This is a genomic window from Westiellopsis prolifica IICB1 (assembly GCF_004323185.1).
Lineage (GTDB): Bacteria > Cyanobacteriota > Cyanobacteriia > Cyanobacteriales > Nostocaceae > Pelatocladus > Pelatocladus prolificus_A.
Genome location: NZ_NAPS01000002.1, coordinates 76,985 through 101,261, shown reverse-complemented (window position 1 = coordinate 101,261; position 24,277 = coordinate 76,985). Strand labels below are relative to the sequence as shown.

Genomic DNA, 24,277 nt, shown 5'->3' with positions numbered 1-24,277 from the left:
CCCAATTCCCAATGCCCAATGCCCAATGCCCAATGCCCAATGCCCAATGCCCGATCCCCAATCCCCAATGCCTAACTAAGAGACTCCATATAGTCGCGAATGAGGTTGCGTCGCTTGGGTTGGCGCAGTTTCTGTAGTGCTTTGGATTCAATTTGACGTACTCGTTCCCGTGATAGGTCAAGAGCGCGCCCGATTTCTGCTAGGGAGTAAGGATGACCGTCTGCTAGCCCAAACCGCATTAAAATTACGTCCCGTTCGCGGGCGGTTAAATCTGCCAAGAGGTGGTGCAAGTCTCTTTGTAAAGATTCTCGCATTAACATATCTTCTGGCGTGACGCTGTCGGTTTCGAGTAATTCGCCTAATTCTGTGTCTTTATCTTTACCGACTTTCGTTTCTAGAGAGACGGAGCGAGGCACTCTTAACAACACTTCCCGGACTTGGGCTGGTGTCATTTCTAACTCTTGGGCTAAGTCTTCTAGAGTTGGGGTGCGACCTTTTTCCTGAGCAATTTTACGTTGAGCTTTTTTGATTTTGTTCAGCTTTTCTGTAATGTGAACTGGGAGACGAATTGTTCGACTAGAAGTAGCTATCGCCCGTGTAATCCCCTGACGAATCCACCAGTAGGCGTATGTGCTGAAACGATAACCTTTGGTGGGGTCAAATTTGTCAACAGCCCGCTCTAAACCCAAAGTTCCTTCTTGGACTAAATCTAACAATTCCAGACCACGATTTTGATACTTTTTAGCAACAGATACAACTAGGCGGAGATTTGCCTTGATCATGTGTTCTTTGGATTGGAGTCCATCACTTTGGATTTTCTCTAATTCTTCCACAGTCAACTTGGCAATTTCAGCCCAGCGCCGTTTCCCCTGTCCTAAAATTTGTTTGAGATCAAAAACATCTACACCAGCTGCCCGCGCCCACCTTTCTATCCCTGTTGTGTCACTATCGCGGTAGTATAAGGATGTACAAAGCCCAGAACGAAGACACAGAGCATGGTAGAGCCTCGTCCACCCAAAGAAACCGTTAAATTTGTGGATGAATATTGTCTTTGGTATAAAAGGCTGTTTTCAGATGTCAGAAATTTTGAAGCTTTTAAGTATCTGCATATAGGATGTATTTCTGAATTAAAACGGAAAAGTCTACCTGAAATAGCGAAAATTGTCGGGCTAGATAACTATCAAGGACTGCACCATTTCTTAACTACATCATCTTGGGAAGTAGAACAGTTAAGAGCTTTGCGATTGTCACTAATTTTAGAGGTACTAAAAGGAAGACCAATCATTTTAATTATTGATGAAACCGGAGATAAAAAGAAAGGTAATAAGACAGATTATGTGAAACGCCAGTATATAGGCAATCTAGGAAAAGTAGAAAATGGAGTTGTGGCAGTCACAGCTTATGGTGTGTTCTGTGGAATGACATTCCCACTACTGTTTGAAGTATACAAACCAAGAGAAAAATTAAAGCCAGGAGATAAGTATCTTACCAAGCCTCAAATCGGGGCGATGCTAATCAGAAAACTACAGTTAATGGGTTTCAAATTCAACTTAGTGCTGGCAGATAGTTTATATGGAGAGAGCGGGACGAATTTCATATCAGTGTTAGATGAACTTGAGTTAAATTATTTAGTGGCAATTCGCTCAAATCATTCTGTAGACTTACTTAAAGGGCATTACACTCAATACTTAAAGTGGCAAAGATTTAAAAGAGTTTTCTCTGACTTAAGCAGTGAGAATCGGTTTATTCGAGAAATAATTCACGGCAAACGTGGAGAACATAGGTATTGGCAAATTACTACAGATACGGATAACTTACCTGGAAACTCTACCTGGTATGTGATGAGCAAATATCCCGACATTACACCTAGAGAGGTTGGGAATTTTTATGGGTTAAGAACATGGGTAGAATATGGTTTAAAACAAAGTAAGAATGAATTAGGTTGGGCTGATTATCGTTTTACTCGCTATGAAGATATTGAACGCTGGTGGGAGATTGTTTGTAGTGCCTACCTCATGGTTAGCCTTCATTCAGAATCTCTGCGTCCTTCTCCTCCAGATCCTCAATCAGCATTCGCTTCTCACCCCTGGTGGGATAATGGTAAAGGTTGGAAGAATATTCTCAACAATCTGCGTTTAGTTATTCAACCTTTCGTTTTATTTAACCTCATATATCCCTGGTTAACAATTTTTCCCATTCCTCAGCTTTCTTTAGGTTTTTCTAAACTTCAATCTATTGCTTATAGGCTAACTTCTCCAATTTTCACCTTCCTGGCTCACCCTGAATTCTATTTTTCCTCTGCCTAAAGTGACACAACAGGGCTATAGAAGGACGATGTCCTAATTCTGATGCTAAACGCTCCTGAACTTCGATCACCCGAAGATAAGGTACAAGTATTTCATCTCCTTGCTTGGCAGCATTAGACAAAACTATCCGCATCCGTAAGTAGCGCTGCACTTTCTGAGCTTCTGCAACCTCTTCATCCCGCCCTAAAAGTCTAACTCTACCAATTTCCTGAAGATACAGACGTACTAAGTCTGTGCTGCGACGGTTAGGAATAACAGCAGAACTGGCGGGATCTTGAGAAGCCATCTCCAACTCTTCGAGATCGTCTACCTCTAATTCAGTTTCATCAATAGTTAGATCTGGATCAAACATCTGAGGAGGTTGTTGGGTTTCGTAGGTGGGATCTGCGTAAAAGGATGTTGCTGGCATAAGGATCGTCTCAATGGCTCCAGGTAACAATAGATTGCGGTCAGCTAAATCTAATCAACTGTTGCTATTGTTCCCGTGATTTACGAAGAACTAACACGGTTTTGAGTAATATTTGGGTTTTTTTTTCAAAAAACCATACTGGTTTTTATTCTTACATCTCCGTAATTCAGCTGTTCGGCTGGCTTTGCCTATGAACCAATAGCTATCCAAAGGCAAAGCCAGACTGTCAATCACCCATCTTCTAGTTACAATTTCAACTGTAGTCGAGCTTGATGGTGACTTTTATAACGAGGTATAAACATCTATCAGTGAAAAACTTATTTTTTTACAGGCTTAGTCATATCTACATAGCTATGCAGATACTTTCCTGAAGATTTGATATTTTTTCGTCAGGGAATTTTGGTAATTCATATTTGGTGTTTGTTGTTGAGATTCCCAGCAGCTACTAGCTACGAACTACCAACCATCAACAAATCAATCGTTATATTCCGGCTTGATATCGCGTAACATCAGTTCTTCAAGCGCTTGTCTGGGAGTCACTTCGGCTTGGAGTAGGCGATACACTTGTTCGGTAATAGGTATGGAAATATTTTGCTGGTGCGATCGCAGCATCAAAACTTTGGTAGTATTAATCCCTTCAGCAGTCCCTTGTAAGTGGGTGAGGATTTCTGTAAGAGTTTTGCCACAAGCTAGTTGATAACCAACTTGGTAATTGCGACTTAAAGGACTGTTACCAGTTGCCAGCAAGTCACCTAAACCAGATAATCCATAAAATGTTTCTTGCTTTGCACCCCAGTGAACACCGATGCGAACCATTTCTGTTAAACCACGGGTGAGTAAACCAGCTTTAGCATTAGTTCCTAATTGTAAACCGTCACACACGCCAGCAGCGATCGCCATGACGTTCTTCAGTGTTCCTCCTAGTTCCACTCCCAAGGGATCAGCATTTGTATAAACTCGGAAACGGTTTGAAGAAAATACCAACTGTACAACCTCAGCAGCACCGATAACACTGCTAGCAACTACCGTTGCAGCTGGTAATTCCTGTTGAATTTCCTGAGATAAATTTGGTCCAGAAAGAACAACTACAGGATTGTTAGGGAAAGCTTCTTGCCAAATTTGTGATGGTGTACAAGTAGTCTGTATATCTAAGCCTTTCGTAGCTGTGACAAAAATTATTTCTGGAGAAAGGGGTAAAGACTGAAGTTGAGAAATTACATCTCTGACACCTTTCATGGAAACAGCAGAAACAATAATATCCGCATCCTCTACAAGTTTCTCCAATTTTTGCGAACTACGACGCGACCAAACATGTACTTTGTGGTCATTGGCTTTAACCAAAACTGCCAAAGCACTTCCCCAAGCACCCGCACCTAGAATTACTACTGATTTTGTCATTGGTCAATTGTCATTTGTCATTTGTCATTGGGGAAAGGGGAACGGGGATCGGGCATGAATTCAGTTAACAGTTAACAGTGAGCAGTTAAGAGTGATAACTGATAAGTCCCCCTTGTCCTCCATGTCTGTGTTATCTTCCCACTCTCCCAGACGCGATGAATCGCGTCTCTACATTACTCTCCACATTCCCCACTCTCCCTTGTCCTTTCGTCACCCACGTGGATATTTTTCCATCAATTCTCTTACTTGTTCAGCATGATAAGAGCTTCTTGTCAATGGTGATGAAACTACTTGTAAAAACCCTATTTCTTCTCCGAATGCTTGCCAAGCAGCAAATTGATCTGGATGAATAAATGTGTTTACCTGCAAGTGTTTTTGAGTGGGTTGGAGGTATTGCCCGATTGTCAAGATATCACAATCGACTGCACGTAAGTCTTCCATGACCTGGCGAATTTCTGTATCCGTTTCACCGAGTCCGACCATAATTCCAGATTTGGTGTAGATAGTAGGAGCAAGTTGACGCGATCGCTGCAATAATTCCAGGGTGCGATCGTAATTACCTTGGGGACGAACACGGCGATATAAACGCGGAACTGTTTCTGTATTATGGTTGAGGACTTCCGGTTTAGCTTGGAGAATTAATTCTAATGCTTCCCAATTACCGCACAAATCAGGAATTAATACTTCAATAGTGGTGTGAGACGAGATCGCGCGAATTGCTTCAATACAACGGATAAACTGTGATGCGCCTCCATCGGGCAAATCATCTCGATTCACAGAAGTAATAACCACATGGTTGAGTTGCATCCGCCGGACTGCTTCTGCTAGTCGTGCGGGTTCTGTGGGGTCTAGAGGTTTGGGTTTTTTCTCAAAATCAATATCACAGTAAGGACAAGCACGTGTACAAGCAGGCCCCATGATTAAAAACGTCGCCGTTCCAGCATTAAAACACTCACCGATATTCGGACAAGACGCTTCCTCACAAACGGTATTCAGGGCTAAATCACGTAAAATTTCTTTAACATTACCGACGCGCTCCCACTGAGGCGCTTTCACCCGCAACCAGTCTGGTTTTACAGTCACAATCCACTTTTACCACTTAAATATTAGTTATCAAAGTTAATGTTAGCAAGCTTCTGCTGAATGATGTAGATGTCCTTTGAGCGGCTTCAAGATAGAGTAGGTTAGTGTGAACGGATGTCTTGGCTTTTTTCTTTAATTGTCATTTAACCAAGCTTGTGATAATATTCTATCTATATTGGCATTATAGTGCCGGGATGTAGCGCAGCTTGGTAGCGCACTTCGTTCGGGACGAAGGGGCCGCTGGTTCGAATCCAGTCATCCCGATTGATTATTATCGAATAACTAATTATTTGCGTAGTTAACACATTAGTGTCGTTATTAACGATTTAAATGTTGTGTTAACAAATTAATGTTGCCGATTTACCATATTTGGCAGTTCCGTATTTTTTTAGTATCTGACGTGATTGATACCTGGCTGCTAGTTAAACTATGAGAAATGGCAACTAATCAATTCTCCTATGAGTAATGAAGTTAATACTTGCCGGAAGTATGTTGAACCAAAACTAAAGAGTGCGGGGTGGGAAGATGAACCCCATGATTATACCGAGCAGTATTACTTTACGGATGGGAAAATTCGCCCGAAAAATCAGCGTCAACCCCGTGGTAAAAGAAAATTTGCGGATTACTTGCTACTTTACAATGGAGATTTTCCTGTAGCAGTAGTTGAGGCGAAGCGGAAGTATAAAACTGCTGATGAGGGGTTGGAACAAGCTATAGAATATGCCCAAATTTTAAAGGTAAAGTTTGCTTACTCGACAAATGGCGCGGGTGTTGTGGAGTACGACTTTATCACGGGTAAACAGTCTGATGAGATGGACTCTTTTCCCAGTCCTGACGAACTTTGGCGACGGTTAACTGGAGAAGGGGAGAACCAAATTAGACCAGATATTGCCGAGAAATTACTGACTCCGTTTGATCTAACTCAGGGTAAGGAACTGCGGTACTATCAGCGTAATGCAATTAATGCTGCAATTTCCGCGATTCTCAAAGGTCAAAATCGCCTATTGTTAACGATGGCGACGGGTACGGGGAAAACTACTACTGCTTTCCAAATTTGCTGGAAACTTTCCAGTTTGGAGTGGAATGTTTCTGGGGAAGTGCGTCCACCGAGGATTTTGTTTTTGGCTGACCGAAATGTGTTGGTTGACGACCCCATGAATAAGGATTTTTCTGCTTTTGATGAGGAGAAAATCTATAAAATTCAAGGGGAAGCGAAGAAGGGAAGAGATATTTATTTTGCAATTTATCAGGCGATCGCACAAGATAAAAAGCGTCCCGGACTTTACAAAGAATATAGCCGTAACTATTTTGACTTGATTATTGTAGATGAGTGTCACCGAGGTAGTGCTAGGGATGAAAGTAACTGGCGACAGATTCTCGAATATTTTGAACCTGCTAATCAGTTAGGGTTAACTGCGACACCGCTACGGGACGATAATGTTGATACCTATCGCTATTTTGGTAATCCGCTTTATACCTATTCCCTGAAACAAGGAATTGAGGATGGTTTCTTAGCTCCCTATCGAGTTTATCGCGTTACAACCCGTTCTGATAAACAAGGATGGCGAGCAAGTACTGGAGTAGTCGATCGCTACGGACGGGAAATACCTGACGAAGTTTACCAAACTCCTGATTTTGAACGCAAGTTAGTACGCAAAGCAAGAACAAAAGCGATCGCCCAACATATTACCGATTTTCTCAAAAGTACTGACCGCTATGCCAAAACCATTGTCTTTTGTGTGGATGAAGAACACGTCAAGACGATGATTAAGGAGTTACGTAACCTCAACACAGATATTACCAAGGATAATCCTAATTATATTTCTCGCATCACTTCCGATGCTGGGGATGTGGGTAAGGGACATTTATATAAGTTTAAAGATGTGTTGGATGAAACACATATTATTGCGGTAACTTCTAAGTTGCTGACAACTGGAGTGGATGTTCCTACTTGTAAAAACATTGTTCTGGCGCGGGTTATTCGCTCGATCACCGATTTTAAACAGATTATTGGACGGGGAACTCGTGTACGGGAAGAGAAGGGTAAGTTGTCTTTTAATATCATTGATTACACCAAGAGTACGGTGTTATTTGAAGACAAAGATTTTGATGGGGAACCCGCTTTAATTAACGAGTCAGAAATGGATGATGGGGGACATATTCTTGAGCAACACGAGGAAGATTTGGAGGTTGAGGAAACAGAAGCAGAAGAACAAGAAGATGAAAAAGCAGGTTTTTGGGGATTACCAGAGGATGAAGATACACCACCCCGGAAGTTTTATGTGGACGGGGGAACAGAACAAATAGTAGAAGAGCAAATTTACGATTTGGATGCTGACAATCAGCTACGGTTATCTCAAATCATCGAACGCACCAGAGAGGAAGTACGGGTTCTCTATCGTTCTACCCTAGAAGTACAGCAACGTTGGGCTGACCCGCAAGGGCGTTCGGAAATAATTGGTTTGTTAGCGGATAAGGGGATTGATTTTGAGGATTTGAAAAAACTTAGCAATCAACCCGAAGCTGACCCTTTTGATTTATTATGTCATATTGCCTTTGATTCTCCGGTGCTGACTTGCAAGCAAAGGGCTGAACGGTTGCGAAACCGCAATCCTGATTTCTTTAAGCAGTATGGGGAAGATGCAAGGGCGATTTTAGAGATGATTTTGGATAAGTACGCGCAAAAGGGGGTAGATGAGTTTAATATTCCCACGACTTTTAAGGCTAACCGCGAGTTTGATAAATATGGAAATGTGGCTGAAATTGCTCAACGATTTGGTGGGGTTCAGCAATTAAGGGATGCAGTAAATCAACTGCAAAATTTACTATATTCGGCGTAATTATTTATAGATGGCAAAACGCACTACCAAGAAAACCAATAAACCCGTCACTACTGCTCAAAAACTGGGTAGCGTGATTAAGTCAGCGCGTGACATCATGCGAACGGATAAGGGGTTAAATGGAGAATTAGATCGTCTCCCGCAGTTGACTTGGATTTTGTTTTTAAAGTTGTTGGATGATTCTGATAAACTGCACGAAGTTGAAGCGGAATTAGAGGGAATTTCCTATAAACCCACGATTCAACCTCCTTATCGCTGGCGTGATTGGGCTGCTAATGAAAACTTTACTGGCGATCGCCTGAAAAATTTCATCAACAATGATGAGGCAATTTTACCAGATGGGGAACGAGGTGCGGGTTTGCTGGCTTATTTGCGAAACCTGAAAAGCAAAACGGGTAATCAACGCGCTGATGTGATTGCTAAGGTTTTCAAGGATGTTAATAACCGCATGACTAGCGGAACGCTATTGTGGGATGTTTTAAACAAAGTTAATGATATTCACTTTGATAAATCGGAAGAAATAAATATCCTCAGCACTCTCTACGAGTCGATGCTGAAGGAAATGCGGGACGCTGCGGGGGATTCAGGAGAGTTTTATACACCCCGTCCAATTCAGAGAAGTAGCCATTAAAGAACTTAATGCCCTTTTACCTTCCATACTTGATAAAGCATTTAAAGGCGAATTGTGAGTAAAAAAAGATGCAAACTTTATCCAACTCTGGTAAATTTATCTAAACTGTCAATCTTTTATACATGAAAGAAGAAGGGGATATTCGTCATTACTTCGTTGACGAAGCAGGAGACTTAACTTTTTTTGACAAAAAAGGAAGAATTATAGTAGGACAACCAGGGGCATCAAAGTTTTTTATGGTAGGTATAGCACAGATTTGTCAACCAGAAAAGGTAATTTTAGAACTTGCAGAACTCAGAACACAAATTTGCAATGATCCACGCTTTAAAGATATTCCCTCAATGCAACCGTCTGCTAAGAAAACTGCACTTACTTTCCATGCTAAAGACGATCACCATGATGTGAGGCTGGAAGTTTTCAAACTGATGCAAACTTTTGAAGTAAAAATATTTGTGGCTATTAGATGTAAAACAGAATTAGCCGCAGCGACCAAAAAAACTTATGAAGCTTTGAGCAAAAAAATAAATCAAGATGATATATATGATGACCTAGTAAAACGATTGTTTAAAGATAGGTTACATAAAGCTAGTGCTAATCATATTGTTTTTGCCAGACGCGGAAAAACAGCACGAGAAGAAGCACTGCAACAAGCTATTAATCAAGCAAAAAAGAACTTTGAAACTAAATGGAAAATCTGCTCAGATAGTCAAACAATTATTAAATCAGCCTACCCATCAGAGTTTGCTGGCTTACAGGTTGTTGACTATTACCTGTGGGCTTTACAGCGATTATACGAACGCCAGGAAGATAAATATTTTATTCCACTCGCCCAGAAATATAGAATGATTATGGATTTAGATGATCGGCGGAATAAACCGTATGGAGAGTGGTATACCGATTCAAATCCACTGTCGCTAGATAAATTAAAGTGGGTAGTGGGCTAGGTCTAAGCAGACAAGCTACCCAGACACACGGCATGAAGCCGACGTTCGCCCACAAATCTATCTTATCACTTATAATAGGAAGATTAACTATTTTATTTATTTTTATTGTAAAGCGATATCTATCAACTTGACAAAATGTCACTGAAACCAAGTATCTATATTTATATTTAATTCTTCAAAACTCAATTTATAGGGAAGGTTAAAAGTTATGAAACACCAAATCCTAACCCTAATAGGCAAAAACTGTATTACACCTGACGATGGTCAGAAAGTGTACGATATAGTTCATACAGAATTATTAACTCTTCATGAGGTTGAGCTAGATTTTGCAGGAGTAGAAATTTTTGCTTCCCCGTTCTTTAACTTTGCTATTGGACAATTACTTCGGGATATTCAGCCAGAAACTCTAAACCGTCTGCTCAAATTCTCCAATCTCAATACAGTTGGTAAGCAAATACTTAAACTTGTAATCGAAAATTCAAAGCGGTATTACTCCGACCCTGATTTTCGCACTAGAGTAGACCAAGTTATCAGTGAACAAGCAAATACACAGTAATGTCAGTCAACTACACAGTTCAGCAAGCAATGCGGCGCTAACCAGATTCCAAACCCAATTGCTTGATGGTTATGACTTGCTGATACTGGAAGCGATGGACAAAGCAGGAGTCACACAAATAATTACCGATGATGGTGATTATGTGACTGTTCCAGGTATTAAAGTGTTTACTGCAAATAATGGTGCGATCGCAGCTGCAAAAAGTCAAGGCAAACTTTTGGTTAAGTAAGAAGTGCGTACACCGAAGGGGTTGCCGAAGGCATCGCTTGATTGTTGTCCAAATTAGATTGTTTAACAATTGTTTCTGAAGAGGAGGAGTTTTAAAACCCACATTCCGCAGGTGCGATCGCAACACAACATCAAATAGCTAAAACCCACTTGAAGTGGGTTAAAGAGCTTGTTTATTCAGTCTACTTTCAGTAGAGTTCGGCTATTAGGGCGCAGTTCACTTGCGGGCGATTTGGTTGCTTATAATTATTTCGCAGGATATTTCGCTAAAAATTCATCACCAGGAATCACAGTGGTATGAAATAAATAATCTTTGTTTTTCTGATAACGTATATCTTGTTTAATAATTGCCATGAATTCTCTATGACCATCGCGAGTCCGTCCAACTAAACACCCTGCACTAGCACCTTTAATATTAGTACGAGGATAATCAAATCCCCAGTGTTGGTTAATATCAAATATACCTGTGTCGAGAAAATCGCCAGTTCGCATCATGTCTTTATTTTTATCGCGATATACAGAAATAGGTGTCTTTTGAACTAGAGCTTCATGTGGATCTGAACCACCTCCGTAATGAATGCCTACTGCCCAAGCTTTATACTGTCCAAAAGCTATTCTGGCAGCTCCATATTCTTTTGCTCTACCTCCCATAGGATTATAGGTGAAACTAGAACCGGGTTCTGTTGTACCTTCCCAATTACCTCTGATGACTGGTCTAAAATCTGCATCTGGTATTTCAATTACTATACGGCGATCATTGAATTCGTTGGGAGTATCACTATTTTGAGTTCCATCTGCATTCATTCCCTCAACATAGATAATATTGTATTTTTTGTCCCCCACAGATACGCGGTAGTTCATCTCTACCATATATTTAATCAGTCGAGCCGCTAGGTTATTGAGAGAATAATCGATTTTAGGTTCAGGAATATCACTTGGTTTGCTTTCAATTAATGCTTTAGCTGTTCCTAAACCCAAAAATCCTTTTTCTTCAGCAACTTCTGGACGAATTGCAGAAATAGCTACTTGAAATTCCACAAGTGCGTCACTAGAAATACGTCCAAATTGTCCATCCGCAGGAGGATCAAGAAAATTTAACCAAATCAGCACCTGTTGAATATGGGTTGCTAGTTCTTTATCAGCAGCGATCGCTTCTATTCCATAATCTAAAGAACCTTTATTATCTTTAGCTTGTTTACTAGCTTGATAGAAATTTTCCAAACGCATAATATTTAATTCCCTGATCAAAAACTAATATTTTGTTCTAGTTACCTAATAAAACAACGCTCATTTTAGAAATTACGCATTCGCACAAATTTAAATTGCTTGCAAAACAAATTAGCAGCTCAGTTAATGAAGAACTTATCCTGAGCAGCTTGGCTGAGTTATGGAACAACCAAATTTAGGCTAATTGATTAGCATAAACAATCATATTAATCTTGTTCTATAACCTTTCCATATGCTTCAAAAATAAAATGCTCATCTCGATTCCCCTGACTTTGATCAACCCACTTTACCCAATAGTGTTTTTCTTCGTATCTGAAATCTAAAATCGGATATTCTCCAGGTTCAATGTCCACTAGAGCTTCTTTTGGTATTTCAGATGATTGTTCTGTAGAAGGTTTCAATACTGTTTTTTGAGTTATTTTTAGGAGATATTTTTTCCCTTCAGCAGGTTTTGGTTCATCTGCATCTGATTCTCCAATTAATCCATCTTTGATCGCTTCAGCCATTTGTTCAGCATTGAAGCGATCCATATCTGTTTTGGAATCACAAAAACAACACTCCACTAAAATAGCTGGCATGGAGGTATTTTTAATCACAAAAAATGGGGTGCTTTTCACTCCCTTATTTTTAAATCCGAGTTTGACAATTTCGTTCAGAACAGACTGAGCAATAGCTTTGGATATATTACTAATAGCAAAAACCTCTGTACCGTTCGCTTGCCCATTAAAAGCATTAAAATGTATTGACACAAAGACATCTACATTATTGCTATTAGCTTTATCAACTCGTTTTCTCAGTGATTCTCCCACGGTCGCAGCTGTTGTAGGAGTACAATTAATCACACTATGACCTGCGGCTGCTAACTTTTGCATTAAAAATGTACCAACCGCTTTGGTTAACTTATCTTCTTTTTCAATTCCGACTGCACCCGTATCTGGAGGACAATTATGTCCTATATCAATACCAAATTTCATTTTTAAATCCTAGCCTTTTGCTTATCTAAGTATTTTTTACTTACCAAGCACTATAACAGTATTGTATCATATTTAACCTAAAAATAATCTAAATTTCGTATGAAATGAATTGAGATAAAGCGCAACGCCAGAGATGATACTCCTTTGGAGTCGCTACGACGCGATCGCACCTTTTGCAATCAAGGCTAATCTAAAAGAATGCTATCGACTCAAACTCAACTTTTGAGACTTTCCCAAGGACAACTTAACCTGCTAGAACGTTGTCCACGTCAATTTCAACACACCTACTTAGAACAACTCTATTCTCCCACCGAGCCAGAACACGAAGAACACCAGACTTTAGGGAGTCGTTTTCACCTGCTAATGCAACAGCAAGAGATCGGACTACCTATAGATGGTTTTTTGCAGACAGATGCACAACTGCAAAGTTGGATGACAGGTTTTGCAAACGTGGCACCAGACATATTAACACCTATTAGTAATAGTCAAACTTTTCGCGAAAGCGAACATTACCGCACCTTACAAGTTCAAAATTATTTACTAACTGTTGTCTACGATTTACTAATTGCAGATAATCAGCAAGCACAAATTTTCGACTGGAAAACTTATCCCAAACTTCCTAATAAACGCAAACTCGAACAAAATTGGCAGACACGCCTTTATTTGTACGTATTAGCAGAAACTAGCGATTATCTACCAGAAAATATTTCCATGACATACTGGTTTGTTCAATCCAAAGGTCAACCACAAAGTATTAAATTTAGCTACAATTATATTCAACATGAAAAGACTACAAAGAAACTCAAACAACTATTAACTAAATTAAGCCATTGGCTAGAAGATTATCAGCAAAAAAAAGATTTTCCACAAGTTTCAGAAGGTAGTAAAACTTGTGAATATTGTCAATTTGTCAAGAGATGCGATCGCACTTATGCTCAGGGAGGACAAATATCAGAAGAAAACTCTCAGATCCAAGATTTAAATACTAACCTCATGAATATCGCTAGTATTCAAGAAGTATCTCCATAACAGACTTCTAAAGAAATATCTAAATACTTCGGAAAAAAAGGGAGAAAAGCAAAGGATAACAAGGAAAACAATAAAAATGGGAAGATGAAGAGAATGACTAATGACTATTGTACAGACGCGAGGAACATCGCGTCTATTGACCAACAATCAAAAATATGATTTTATGCATCCACCAGAATTTGATGCGGTTTACGTCCGCGAATTAGAAATAGATGATATCGCCCCCGTTTATCATTTAGGAGAAGAACTATTTACCAGTGATTTGTATCCCTATTTATATCGATGTTGGGATGAATGGGAGGTGATAGGACTTTATAACACTGATCCAGAATACTGCTTAGTTGCAGAAATTGACGACCAAATCGCAGGATTTGTTTTAGGAACCATCATCACCAAAGCATCTTGGACTTACGGATATATTCTTTGGTTAGGAGTCAGTCCGAAATTTCAGCGACGCAGTGTAGGTGACAAACTGGTTGATAGCGTCATTGCCCGTATGATAGAAGATGGGGCGCGGTTTATGTTGGTAGACACAGATCCAGAAAATGTACCAGCAATAAAATTTTTCAGGCGTAAAGGTTTTGGTAATATCCGCCAGCATGTTTTCTTATCGATGAATTTAAGCAAGCACGAACATTATGGCAGACTCATAGATTACGAACGACAAAAAGCAGAACGAGCAGGTTACAAGCGAATGCGTCCTATCCGCACTCGTAAAACTGAAGGTATTACTAATGAAGTTGTCCTCAATAGCCTCATTAGTGAATCTCAACATCAAGAAGACTCTATAACTTAAATCTTCTTTGTGTCTTCGTGTCTTTGTGGTTTAAATACTTATCTTAAATTACCACCAAGACACAAAGACACCAAGTAAAATCACAAAAAATTTTTATTATATGTATGCCCGAACAGCAGTGGATTTTAACATCAACTGAACAATTACCAGAGTGGTTCTTACAAGCTGTCAAGCAGTATACACCTGCATCTAGCGGAGAATTTGCAGCACAGCTATTATGGCAACGTGGTATACGAGGTATACCACAAATAGCCACTTTTGTTAATCCCAAAAATTACTTACCTGCAAGTCCATTTGAATTTGGGCAAGAAATGTATCTAGCAGTGGAACGGTTGCAGCAGGCATGGGAAACTGGTGAAAAAATTGCTATTTGGGGAGATTTCGATGCTGACGGTATTACCTCTACAGCCGTGTTATGGGATGGCTTGGGGCAATTTTTTATTCAAAATTCACAGTTAGTTTACTACATTCCAAATCGATTAATAGAATCTCATGGACTCAACTATCAGGGCATAGATCAGTTGGCAAATCAAGGGTGTAAGTTAATCGTGACTTGTGATACTGGGAGTACAAATATTGATGAAATTACTTATGCAAAACAGCTAGGTATTGATGTGATTGTTACAGATCATCATACTTTACCAGCAGAACGTCCACCAGTAACAGCTATTATTAATCCTCGGTATTTGCCTAGTGACCATCAATTGTTTCATCTTTCAGGAGTGGCAGTTGCTTACAAGTTAATAGAAGCACTGTATCAAAAATTGCCAACTATACCGCAAGAATCGCTAGAAGATTTATTGGATTTAGTCGCAGTAGGATTAATTGCTGACTTAGTACAGTTGAGCGGAGATTGTCGCTACTTGGCTCAGTTGGGAATCGGACGACTGCAAGAAGATTTTAAACTACCATCTGCACAACGGCGACGTCCAGGGGTGGGACGATTGTTAGAATTGTGTCAGAAAAGTGGCGATCGCCCCACAGATATTTCTTTCGGACTTGGCCCCCGAATCAATGCTGTGAGTCGGATTCAAGGTGATGCAACTTTCTGCGTAGAATTACTGACTAGTCGCGACCAAGTACGTGTTAATCAGCTAGCAGAAGCCACAGAATTAGCCAACTCCCGTCGCAAATCTTTACAAAAAGAGGTTGCTCAACAAGTCAATCAAAAGATCAGCCAAATGGACTTGTCCACAACCAGCGTTATTGTTTTAGACGATCCTCAATGGGCTGTTGGCGTCCTGGGATTAGTAGCAGGCCAAGTAGCACAGGAGACAGGACGACCGACTATTTTGTTAAGTACAGAAGGAGTAGAGGGAAAGCAGGGACAGGGAGGACAAGGGGGACAAGGGGGACAAGGGGGACAAGGGGGACAGGGAAGAACTTTCATTGTGTTTTCTCCCGATCCCCAATCTCCGATCGCTGATCCCCGATCCCTAGGCCGTGGTTCTGCGCGTTCAGTTAATTCTGTTGATTTATACCAACTGGTCAAAAATCAAGCCCATCTGTTACATCGTTTTGGTGGACATCCTTATGCGGCGGGGTTGAGTCTACCAGTGGAAAATATTCCTTTATTTACACAAGCAATTAATCAACAATTACGACAAAGTTTGGGTGGTGCAGCTTTAACGCCAACACTACAGGTGGATTTAGCGGTGACAGTGGGAGATTTGGGGAAAGAATTATTTTTAGAATTAAAACTTTTGGAACCCTGTGGAATGGGTAATCCTGTACCAAAGTTGCTGATTCAAAATTGCTGGTTTGAAAATGGTTGGCATCGCAATCAGCAAGATTCTCAGGGTAAAAAGATACAGTATATTAAAACCGAGTTTGATATTCGGGATGAGTCTACCAAAAATCCTTTCCCTGGTGTGTGGTGGGGACATTATAAAGATGAATTACCACCGGGACGCTGTGATTGCATTGTAGAGTTAGATTACAATACTTTCAAAAAACGTTATGAAATTCGTTTAATTGCCGTGCGTTCTAGTGAACCATCTGCAAAAGTAACTCCGCACTCTATACAAATATTAGACTGGCGCCATCTCAATACTACAAGCACATCAACTACATCAAGCACATCTCCACTATTAATTAAAGAATGTCCTACTAGCTGGGATGATTTACGAGCATGGTTGAGGCGATCGCTTCACAATCAGCAACCACTGGCGATCGCCTGGTCTAAAGTAGAACCTCAACCTCCAGAACAAATCTGGCTGACGTTGGTAGGAATTGCCAAATATCTCAGTCGCACCAATCAGCTAGTTACCCGTGTTCAACTTTTGCAAAAACTCGGCATTGGTGATCAAAGTTTACACATGGGTTTTAGAGCATTAAGATATCTAGGTTTTTCCATTCAAACACAAGATCGCTATTTGCAAATCAGCCAACATTCAAACACTAAATCCACACTGGCAGAGGCTGCAATTGTCAAGTTTTTAGATGCTGTTCGCGAAGAACAATTTCAGCGTCAATATTTCACCGAAGTTCCGATCTCAACCATTCAAGCGATCGCAATCCAAACAATTTAGTTGGTCAATTGTCAATTGTCAATTGTCATTGGGGATCGGGGAACAGGACAGAGAAATTCCCTCATGTCCCCCATGTCTCCCGTATCCCCCTATCCCCTTGTCCCCTTCCTCCTATAAATTCCCCTGGCGTTCACATTTAAAACTGCGATGCTGCCAATATTTCATGTCTACGTCTGTCAAGTTTGTCACTTGGGAGCATTCTGGCTGAATAATTTGGCTTAATCCTGCCCAAAATAAGCTACGGGTAACATCTAGTCCGGTTTTCGGCCAAGATTCACGATTACCGGGAATACCTTGTTCTTGTACAGTTTCTGTCTCTACCCAAATGCCATGCGCTCCTAACATGATTTGTGCTAGCCACTTGGACCGTGGTAAGTGCGTAGGAGAAGTAACTAACATGACTTTATGCACATGCCAACGGCGTAGAATCGGAATACCATAGTAGAAATTACTGAAAGTCGAATCAGCGCACTTCTCTAACCAGACATTTTTCATTGGAGCCACATCCCTTTGAAAAATTAGCCAAATACAGGGATCAAGAGAACCGCGAGAAATTAAAACCTTAATCTGCGGATGTTGTTTGATCAACTCGGCAACAAACATTTCTCGACGGATACTACCGCCAAGTACAAAAAAAGTGTCTACTGGCTTTGAGGATGCGGAGACTAAAGTTATAGTAGTAAATACCAGCCAAATGCTAAGGAAAACACCCAAGCCAATTTTAATTTTTCGTAAAACTTGCCACTTTTTGAGTAAGGTATTTATACGAGGAATATTATTAAACTTTGTAACTTTACGGTTCATAGCAACTTTATATAAAATTTAAATTACCTATATTTTTTAATCATTAAAATTAATGCATCCAGGAAGAACTGATTTTAGGTAATAATGAGTGCAATTATGACACTGATGAAAGCGTCATATGAATGCAGTAAGCTGACTGAGCAAGTTGACTAGTGCCAGATAAAGTCCTTGATAAGTATTACGGTATTTTCAAGACAATTTAAAGGAAAACAGAATGAAGGGAGTATAGCCGGACAGAACAATTTATAACTTTCTACAGAGCTTCTGATTGCTAAACTGTCAACCACACAATTATTCCAGCTTAATATACATGAAACAATCTGCAAAACGTTACTCGCCACTGCAAGTAGCTTTCATTGGAGGAGCGATCGCCACCACAGCTACAGTATCTGCATTTGGGCCAGGTTGGAGTCGTTCTGTTCGTGCAGCACTACAAGATAGCCCTAAACAGGTAGTTGACCAAGTATGGCAACTGGTAAATCGCGAATATGTGGATGGTTCTTTTAATCGCCAAAACTGGCAAACAATCAGACAAAGCCTATTGAGCAGAAGCTATTCTTCTCGTGAAGAAGCTTACACCGCAATTCGCGAAGAGCTGCAAAAGCTGGGAGATCCATATACACGCTTTATGGACCCCAAACAATTTGAATCTTTGACCAACCAAACATCTGGAGAAGTCTCCGGGATTGGTATTCGGATGGAGGTGAATGAAAACAGCAAGCGGTTAATTGTTGTAGAAGCCTTAGAAAATTCACCAGCACTCAAAGCCGGAGTCAAAGCTGGGGATGAGATTGTGGCAATTGATGGTAAGCTCACCAGTCAGATGAAAATGGAAGATGCCTCCAAGCTGATTCGTGGTAAAGCAGGCACAATGGTCACTTTGCGATTAGAAAGAGATGGGCGTAGTGCTTTTGACCTCAAACTGAGACGAGCTACAATTGAAGTCCCAACAGTACGTTATGCTCTCAAGCAAGAAGGTCGTCGCCGAGTTGGCTACATTCGTTTACGAGAATTCAGCGCCCACGCCGCAGAGCAGATGCAACGGGCTATCCGTGATTTGAATGCTAAACAAGTCGATGGCTTTGTACTAGATTTACGAGGTAATCCTGGTGGTTTGTTGCAAGCCAGTATTGAAATTGCCCGAATGTGGATAGATGATGGTGCAATTGTCCGCACTGTAGACCGTAGAGGTGGCAGTGAAGAAAGCAAAGCCAATCACACAGCCCTCACAAATCGTCCTTTAGTGGTACTAGTTGATAATAACTCAGCCAGCGCGAGTGAAATTCTCACAGGCGCACTTAAGGATAATAGACGAGCAATAGTCGTTGGTAGTCAAACCTTTGGCAAAGCCCTAGTCCAATCAGTACATGAACTTGCAGATGGTTCTGGTGTAGCAATTACCATTGCCCATTACTACACTCCCAAAGGAACAGATATTAACCATAAGGGAATAGCACCAGATATTAAACTGGAATTAACAGAGCAACAACAGCGTCAGCTCGCATCTAACCCCGATTTGTTGGGAACTAACAAAGACCCTCAATATAGTCGTGCTTTGGCAATTCTCTCTAACAATCAGTTTGCCCAACCTTTGCCAAATCAAACATCTCAAAAACCAACTAACTTTGGTGCTGATAATTTGCGACTTTAGTACTCAGGTTTAGGATTTGGGAATACTAAAAATGAGGTAGTTGGTTGTTGTTTGTTGTTTGTTGCTTGCAAAAAGCATCAACAAGTAACCATCAACAAATAACTACCATAAATTTTTAGTAATAAACTTGAGATTAAACATATGAATAATCAATCAATCAACAGAATGACCACTGGTACTTTTTTACCTAATGTATCGGTGGTTATTCCTATTTATAACTGTGAAACGGATTTACCACACTTAATTAATTGTCTATTGGCTCAAACTTACCCAAATGCATTGGTGGAATATTTGCTAGTAGATAATAATAGCAGCGATCGCACTTTTGAATTATTACAACAAATAGCCAAAAATTATCCTCTATTGATTCGTGTTTTAAGTCAAAATAAAATTCAAAGTTCCTACGCAGCCCGTAACACAGGAATTCGCGCTGCTAATGGTCAAATTATTGCCTTTACCGATGCTGATTGTCGTCCTCAACCAGAGTGGCTAAAGTTATTAGTTGCACCTTTTGTTAACAATGATATAGCAATTGTCGCTGGTGAAATCACAGCACTACCTGGTAATAGCTTATTAGAACAATTTGCTGAAAATCAACAGACTTTATCACAAAAGCATACTCTCAATCATAAGTTTTGTCCCTATGGTCAAACTGCAAATTTAGCGATTCGACGACAAGCATTAGAGAAAGTAGGTTTGTTTCGTCCATATCTGACAACTGGTGGTGATGCTGATATTTGTTGGCGGATTCAACAAGAAAATATTGGACGTTTAGAATTTGCAAACAAAGCGATCGTACAACACCGCCACCGCAGCACACTTAAAGAATTAAAAAATCAATGGCGGCGTTATGGGCATTCAAATCGCTATTTGCACGAATTGTATGGTGTAGAATTAATGCGAGACATGACACTCAAAGAATGTAGCTATCGATTAGCACGTTGGTTATTCAAGGAACTACCAAAGGAAAGTATTAAGTCTTTAAGTGGTAAGACTCACCTAATAGATTTATTAAATACTCCTATTGGTATATTGACAGCTAGGGCGCGTACTATTGGTCAAAGAGAAACTAAACTATCACAACAAGCCAAAATAATTGAGACGCTATAAAAATTTGTCATTTAAGATTTGGAGTTTAAAATTGTAAATAGTTAATAGTAGGTAATGCCTAATTACCAATTACCAATTACCAATCTCAAAGTTTATATTTTCACAATTTCATTTAAACTTTATATTTTCCAGAATTGAATCACCATACCAAAATTTAGAAAAACGTTATAATTTTTAGCAATATTAGTGTAATTTCTGAGTTTTGTATTTACTGGAGCTTTATAATGTTGTATTGGCAAGATAAATCTGGTTTACCAAATTTCTATAAAGGTTGGAATGTCTTTATAGGTGAAGAGCAGAACGACACAGCTACTAAATTTGATACATCACTCCAAAAACTGCTTGAGTGGTTGAAAGAATACATGTCTGTAGATACTGTGACTATCTTATTACCTGTTACAGATCAACAAAATCTAGATGTATACGCTAGTATTGGACTTGAGGAAGAGATAGCACAAAATATCCGTATTCCCATTGGACATGGTATAGCTGGCCGCATTGCTGCAACTATGAAACCAATGATATTGGATAATTTGTCGGAGGTAGAAATCGTTAGTCCAGTCCTACGTCAAAAGGATCTGAAATCACTTGTTGGTATACCAGTAATGCTCAAACAAGGTGTGGTAGGAGTACTACATGTTGGCACTTTTAAGTCTCATCATTTTACTGAACGTGATGTAGAACAGCTGCAACTAGTTGCACATCGCATTAGTACAATGGTTGATACAGAGGTTTTAAATTGCAAACAGAGCGAATACAATCAGAAATTTAATTTACACCACTCCTATTTCCATCCCCACTTTCATAGTGTGTATCAAGTATTGACAGTATTGATATTGAGTGTTTCTACTTTGAAAGAGCAAGTATTGAGATTAGCAAGTGCTGCATTAGCTTGCATAAGTTCAGCGAAACAACAAGACAAGAAATACAATCTTCCTATGTTTAACATAGGTTAACATCCCCCACGCTCTACCGATGATTCTCAGCAGAGTACAAGAAAGCGGATAAATCATGGAACTCAATCCGCAATCCAAAATCTACGCATCCTAACCCCCAGTCCCCATTTCCCAAATTGGCGATTAGGGGGAGGAACTGTGAGGTCAATCCAAAATCCAAAATCCAAAATCCAAAATTGTTTGACCAACAGCCTGCTAAATTGGAGATAAAGTTGAGGAAAGGAAACTGTAAATGTCTGCACAATTGTTACTGGTAGATGATGAACCGGGACTGCGTGAAGCAGTAAAAGACTATTTACAGGAAAGTGGTTTCAGCGTTCAGGTTGCTAGTAACGCTCGTGAGGGCTGGGAATTAATGCAACAAAATACACCTGACTTAGTAATCTCTGATATTATGATGCCTCAGGTAGACGGCTATCAATTCCTCAAACAACTACGTGAAGATCCCCGTTTTCAAGCATTGCCAGTGATTTTTTTAACCGCAAAAGGCATGACGACCGATCGCATCCAAGGTTATCAAGCTGGTGTTGATGCTTATCTACCAAAGCCGTTCGATCCTGACGAGTTAGTAGCAATAGTCGAAAACCTGCTTAAGCGTCGTGTTAGCAAAATTCCAACTACAACTGAAGAAGGCGAAACACCTGATATTGCCGATTTGGCTAATCAAATCGCCCAAATCAAGGCCTTATTGACCCAAAGAAATGCGATCGCTCAGTCTCCACCACCATTTACAATCGACTTAACTCCACGAGAACAAAGTGTCTTAAATTTGGTAGCGGAAGGTTTGATGAACAAAGAAATTGCTCGTCGTCTAGAAACCAGCGTCCGCAATGTTGAAAAATATGTCAGCCGTCTATTTAGCAAAACAGGTACCAATAGCCGAACCGAGTTAGTTCGTTTTGCTCTTGAACATGGTTTAGCAAAATAAAGATAAAAAGATAAGAAAAAACAGGAAACTGGAAGTTCCTCAATCAAGATAATACAAAAGCATAATTCAGAATTTTGAACCCTAATACCAAATTGGTATAGGTAGTTTTGTTTCAAAGCTTTGAAATAGGCTATTAATCTGGGCTTTTAATCCAAAATCCATAGACGCTCTACCCTAACGGGTAGACACGTAGACGCTTCTGGGGCTACTTGCAGAAGTCGCTACGCGCCTACCGTAGGGCTTGCTGAAAGTAGCCGCAAGGCGTCTATGGGCGGCTTCAAGGTAGAGTAATCTAAAATCCAAAATTGGTATGAGTTCTGAATTTTGCAATTTATAACGAATTCGATACCTCCAGATATTCAGTAAGAGCAAATCGGTTCTAGGAATACCCTAGAAAATAATTGCAAAACTTAAAATTTGTCAGAAAGCAGGACAAAAAATGCACTTAGTAAGCACCCACTCAGTATCTATAGTGCAAAGGATGAAGGCTACCGTAAAAGTAATAGTGTCTCTCCCTAGACGTCCAGAAAAAAGCTTCTCGTAGAGTAGGGTTAGACTGAACTTGATAACTACAGGATTGGGCTATACAAGGGGGTTAGGAAAAGAGTAAATTATCTGACAAGTAAACTTAAACAAGTTCACCATTCTCTGCCCAATACAAGACACAAAACAAACCATCATTGCTAATTTACAGATATCAAATAAACCTCAATATTAAGTGTTTTCAGTAGAGTTACGTAAACGCATTAACTGACGTCGCATTTGTGGTGATGCTTTTAGTTCTGAAATTTCCTGCGCCTTCACAGAAGCTTGCAGAGTCTCTAGAAATTCGTCAGATCCTTCGGTTAATAAAGCATCTAGCAACACCTGTAAAAGTTGGTCGCGATCGCCTAATAAACTTTTTTCCTCAATCAACCGAAATTTAAGATGTATTTCACATTCATAAACACCTACTTCAGTATTATTTATTTGGCGTGGTAATACTTTGGAGTTCATACTTTTTAGGATTCCTTTACTTTATTGGTGATAGATGTGAGGGGCTATATCCAAGAGCAGAATTTCTTTATATTTTTTTGAAATCCAAACCTTTTGAATCAATTTTTTTCTTTCCTTGAGCTAAATTTGCATTTCATTTTGCTTCTCCTGCTATTGTTTCTATCCAGACTCTTAATGTCAAGACTTAAATTTTGCAGCAAATGCTGTGGTTGAACAGCCATAACTATTATTCAGTTTTTGAGATTGTATACAATAAAGTTTCTGTAAGAACTTGTTCTGGCTTTTTAAAGGTTTTTACATCAACTTTATCTTGACGTCAATGATAGTTTGGGATTTTACTTATAAAATCGTGCTTATACGTAAGTATAAACCCTGATTTTCTTTTACATAATGAAAGCCTGTCATTGTCATGGGAAAATTTACGTAAAATCACTGGATGTACGATTTTTCTGGTTGATAAAGATGTACAAGTTATTAATAGGGAAACTCATCATCGGTAACAAATTTTCTTTTAATAGAAAATATAAGCTTAGTTACAATTATTCCAGCCGAGTATACTGCTTTAAAATTCCTTTGGCTGGAGATGTACGAAAAACTTGACAGTTATGCATCCAAAGGGGTTCCTTATCAACTAAAGTTTTTCTTCTTTCGCGCAAAAAAACAAAATCTCCAATCAATAGAATCAGGATGGACTTTAGCTGTCCTCATTCATAAACTTGAGCATCAATCTGATGACACCTCCGGTTGTCTTCTCCAAGCAGATGAACTTTTTACCTATGACAGCCATAGATTTTTTCTATTAGAGGGTTGTGGCGGCCATCTTAGCTAAAGATTCATGGGGATTCAACTGGTCATTGGGCATTGGGCATCGGGGATTGGG

The 24,277-nt window shown here is 39.8% G+C and carries 20 protein-coding genes, 1 tRNA gene and 2 pseudogenes; 15 read left to right on the top strand and 8 right to left on the bottom strand.

Features of this window, described 5'->3' with window-relative positions; translation table 11 throughout:
• Positions 1-71: 71 nt before the first annotated feature.
• A pseudogene (gene sigC / locus B4U84_RS14665) lies at positions 72-932 on the bottom strand (RNA polymerase sigma factor SigC); the annotation flags it as partial.
• 63 nt (positions 933-995) lie between these two features.
• On the opposite strand from sigC, the gene B4U84_RS14660 reads away from it, so the two are divergent.
• Complete coding sequence (locus B4U84_RS14660; protein ID WP_131119076.1) at positions 996-2,306, top strand: IS701 family transposase; 1,311 nt, start codon at positions 996-998, stop codon at positions 2,304-2,306.
• Positions 2,307-2,322: 16 nt separating this feature from the next.
• Here the strand turns inward: B4U84_RS14660 and B4U84_RS14655 are convergent.
• From B4U84_RS14655 to lipA, 3 genes and pseudogenes are all read right to left on the bottom strand, one after another.
• Positions 2,323-2,715: pseudogene (locus B4U84_RS14655) on the bottom strand (sigma-70 factor domain-containing protein); the annotation flags it as partial.
• 474 nt (positions 2,716-3,189) lie between these two features.
• Entirely contained in the window at positions 3,190-4,113 is a 924-nt protein-coding gene (locus B4U84_RS14650; RefSeq protein ID WP_131119074.1) for an NAD(P)H-dependent glycerol-3-phosphate dehydrogenase, read from the bottom strand.
• Between the two features lie 210 nt (positions 4,114-4,323).
• Positions 4,324-5,196 carry a lipoyl synthase gene (gene lipA, locus B4U84_RS14645; protein WP_131119072.1) on the bottom strand — a complete coding sequence of 291 codons (873 nt, stop codon included), beginning with the start codon at positions 5,194-5,196 and terminating at the stop codon, positions 4,324-4,326.
• Positions 5,197-5,386: 190 nt separating this feature from the next.
• Here lipA and B4U84_RS14640 point away from each other — a divergent pair.
• The 6 genes from B4U84_RS14640 (at position 5,387) to B4U84_RS14615 (ending at position 10,396) form a co-directional block, all read left to right on the top strand.
• A tRNA-Pro gene (locus B4U84_RS14640) sits at positions 5,387-5,460 on the top strand.
• 194 nt (positions 5,461-5,654) lie between these two features.
• A complete protein-coding gene (hsdR, locus tag B4U84_RS14635; protein ID WP_131119070.1) occupies positions 5,655-8,036 on the top strand; it encodes an EcoAI/FtnUII family type I restriction enzme subunit R in 2,382 nt (793 codons plus the stop codon).
• A 10-nt stretch (positions 8,037-8,046) separates the two neighbouring features.
• The gene (locus B4U84_RS14630) at positions 8,047-8,667 is read left to right on the top strand and encodes a type I restriction-modification system subunit M N-terminal domain-containing protein (protein ID WP_242677642.1); all 621 of its coding nucleotides are present in this window, start codon (positions 8,047-8,049) and stop codon (positions 8,665-8,667) included.
• A 122-nt stretch (positions 8,668-8,789) separates the two neighbouring features.
• Positions 8,790-9,611, top strand: coding sequence for a DUF3800 domain-containing protein (locus B4U84_RS14625; RefSeq protein WP_131119068.1), 822 nt, complete (start codon positions 8,790-8,792; stop codon positions 9,609-9,611).
• Between the two features lie 208 nt (positions 9,612-9,819).
• Positions 9,820-10,167: an STAS-like domain-containing protein gene (locus tag B4U84_RS14620; protein WP_017309843.1), complete on the top strand. Its 348-nt coding sequence runs from the start codon at positions 9,820-9,822 to the stop codon at positions 10,165-10,167.
• Positions 10,145-10,396 (top strand): hypothetical protein, encoded by a 252-nt coding sequence (locus B4U84_RS14615; protein WP_017309842.1) that lies wholly within the window; start codon positions 10,145-10,147, stop codon positions 10,394-10,396. Before B4U84_RS14620 ends, B4U84_RS14615 begins: the two co-directional genes overlap by 23 nt.
• A gap of 245 nt (positions 10,397-10,641) precedes the next feature.
• Here the strand turns inward: B4U84_RS14615 and B4U84_RS14610 are convergent, their stop codons facing one another.
• Entirely contained in the window at positions 10,642-11,622 is a 981-nt protein-coding gene (locus B4U84_RS14610; RefSeq protein WP_017309841.1) for a hypothetical protein, read from the bottom strand.
• Positions 11,623-11,828: 206 nt separating this feature from the next.
• Positions 11,829-12,596: an N-acetylmuramoyl-L-alanine amidase gene (locus B4U84_RS14605; protein WP_131119066.1), complete on the bottom strand. Its 768-nt coding sequence runs from the start codon at positions 12,594-12,596 to the stop codon at positions 11,829-11,831.
• A gap of 198 nt (positions 12,597-12,794) precedes the next feature.
• Here B4U84_RS14605 and B4U84_RS14600 point away from each other — a divergent pair, with 198 nt between their 5' ends.
• The 3 genes from B4U84_RS14600 to B4U84_RS14590 all read left to right on the top strand — a co-directional run bounded on the left by B4U84_RS14600 (position 12,795) and on the right by B4U84_RS14590 (position 16,952).
• The gene (locus B4U84_RS14600; protein ID WP_131119064.1) at positions 12,795-13,625 is read left to right on the top strand and encodes a PD-(D/E)XK nuclease family protein; all 831 of its coding nucleotides are present in this window, start codon (positions 12,795-12,797) and stop codon (positions 13,623-13,625) included.
• Between the two features lie 163 nt (positions 13,626-13,788).
• A complete protein-coding gene (locus tag B4U84_RS14595) occupies positions 13,789-14,421 on the top strand; it encodes a GNAT family N-acetyltransferase (protein WP_044451685.1) in 633 nt (210 codons plus the stop codon).
• A 104-nt stretch (positions 14,422-14,525) separates the two neighbouring features.
• Complete coding sequence (locus B4U84_RS14590; protein ID WP_131119062.1) at positions 14,526-16,952, top strand: single-stranded-DNA-specific exonuclease RecJ; 2,427 nt, start codon at positions 14,526-14,528, stop codon at positions 16,950-16,952.
• 111 nt (positions 16,953-17,063) lie between these two features.
• Here the strand turns inward: B4U84_RS14590 and B4U84_RS14585 are convergent, their stop codons facing one another.
• Positions 17,064-17,756 (bottom strand): YdcF family protein, encoded by a 693-nt coding sequence (locus tag B4U84_RS14585; RefSeq protein ID WP_131119060.1) that lies wholly within the window; start codon positions 17,754-17,756, stop codon positions 17,064-17,066.
• Between the two features lie 310 nt (positions 17,757-18,066).
• On the opposite strand from B4U84_RS14585, the gene ctpB reads away from it, so the two are divergent.
• From ctpB to B4U84_RS14565, 4 genes are all read left to right on the top strand, one after another.
• Positions 18,067-19,407: a carboxyl-terminal processing protease CtpB gene (gene ctpB / locus B4U84_RS14580; protein WP_017309835.1), complete on the top strand. Its 1,341-nt coding sequence runs from the start codon at positions 18,067-18,069 to the stop codon at positions 19,405-19,407.
• Between the two features lie 141 nt (positions 19,408-19,548).
• Positions 19,549-20,517, top strand: a complete 969-nt coding sequence (locus B4U84_RS14575; protein WP_017309834.1) for a glycosyltransferase family 2 protein — start codon at positions 19,549-19,551, stop codon at positions 20,515-20,517.
• 224 nt (positions 20,518-20,741) lie between these two features.
• Positions 20,742-21,473, top strand: coding sequence for a GAF domain-containing protein (locus B4U84_RS14570; protein ID WP_026081819.1), 732 nt, complete (start codon positions 20,742-20,744; stop codon positions 21,471-21,473).
• 232 nt (positions 21,474-21,705) lie between these two features.
• Entirely contained in the window at positions 21,706-22,401 is a 696-nt protein-coding gene (locus tag B4U84_RS14565; protein ID WP_017309832.1) for a response regulator transcription factor, read from the top strand.
• A 714-nt stretch (positions 22,402-23,115) separates the two neighbouring features.
• Here B4U84_RS14565 and B4U84_RS14560 read toward each other — a convergent pair.
• Complete coding sequence (locus B4U84_RS14560; protein ID WP_017309831.1) at positions 23,116-23,397, bottom strand: Npun_R1517 family heterocyst differentiation transcriptional regulator; 282 nt, start codon at positions 23,395-23,397, stop codon at positions 23,116-23,118.
• Between the two features lie 583 nt (positions 23,398-23,980).
• Between B4U84_RS14560 and B4U84_RS14555 the strand changes: the two genes are divergently transcribed.
• Complete coding sequence (locus B4U84_RS14555) at positions 23,981-24,226, top strand: hypothetical protein (RefSeq protein WP_017309830.1); 246 nt, start codon at positions 23,981-23,983, stop codon at positions 24,224-24,226.
• The last annotated feature ends 51 nt before the right edge of the window (positions 24,227-24,277 follow it).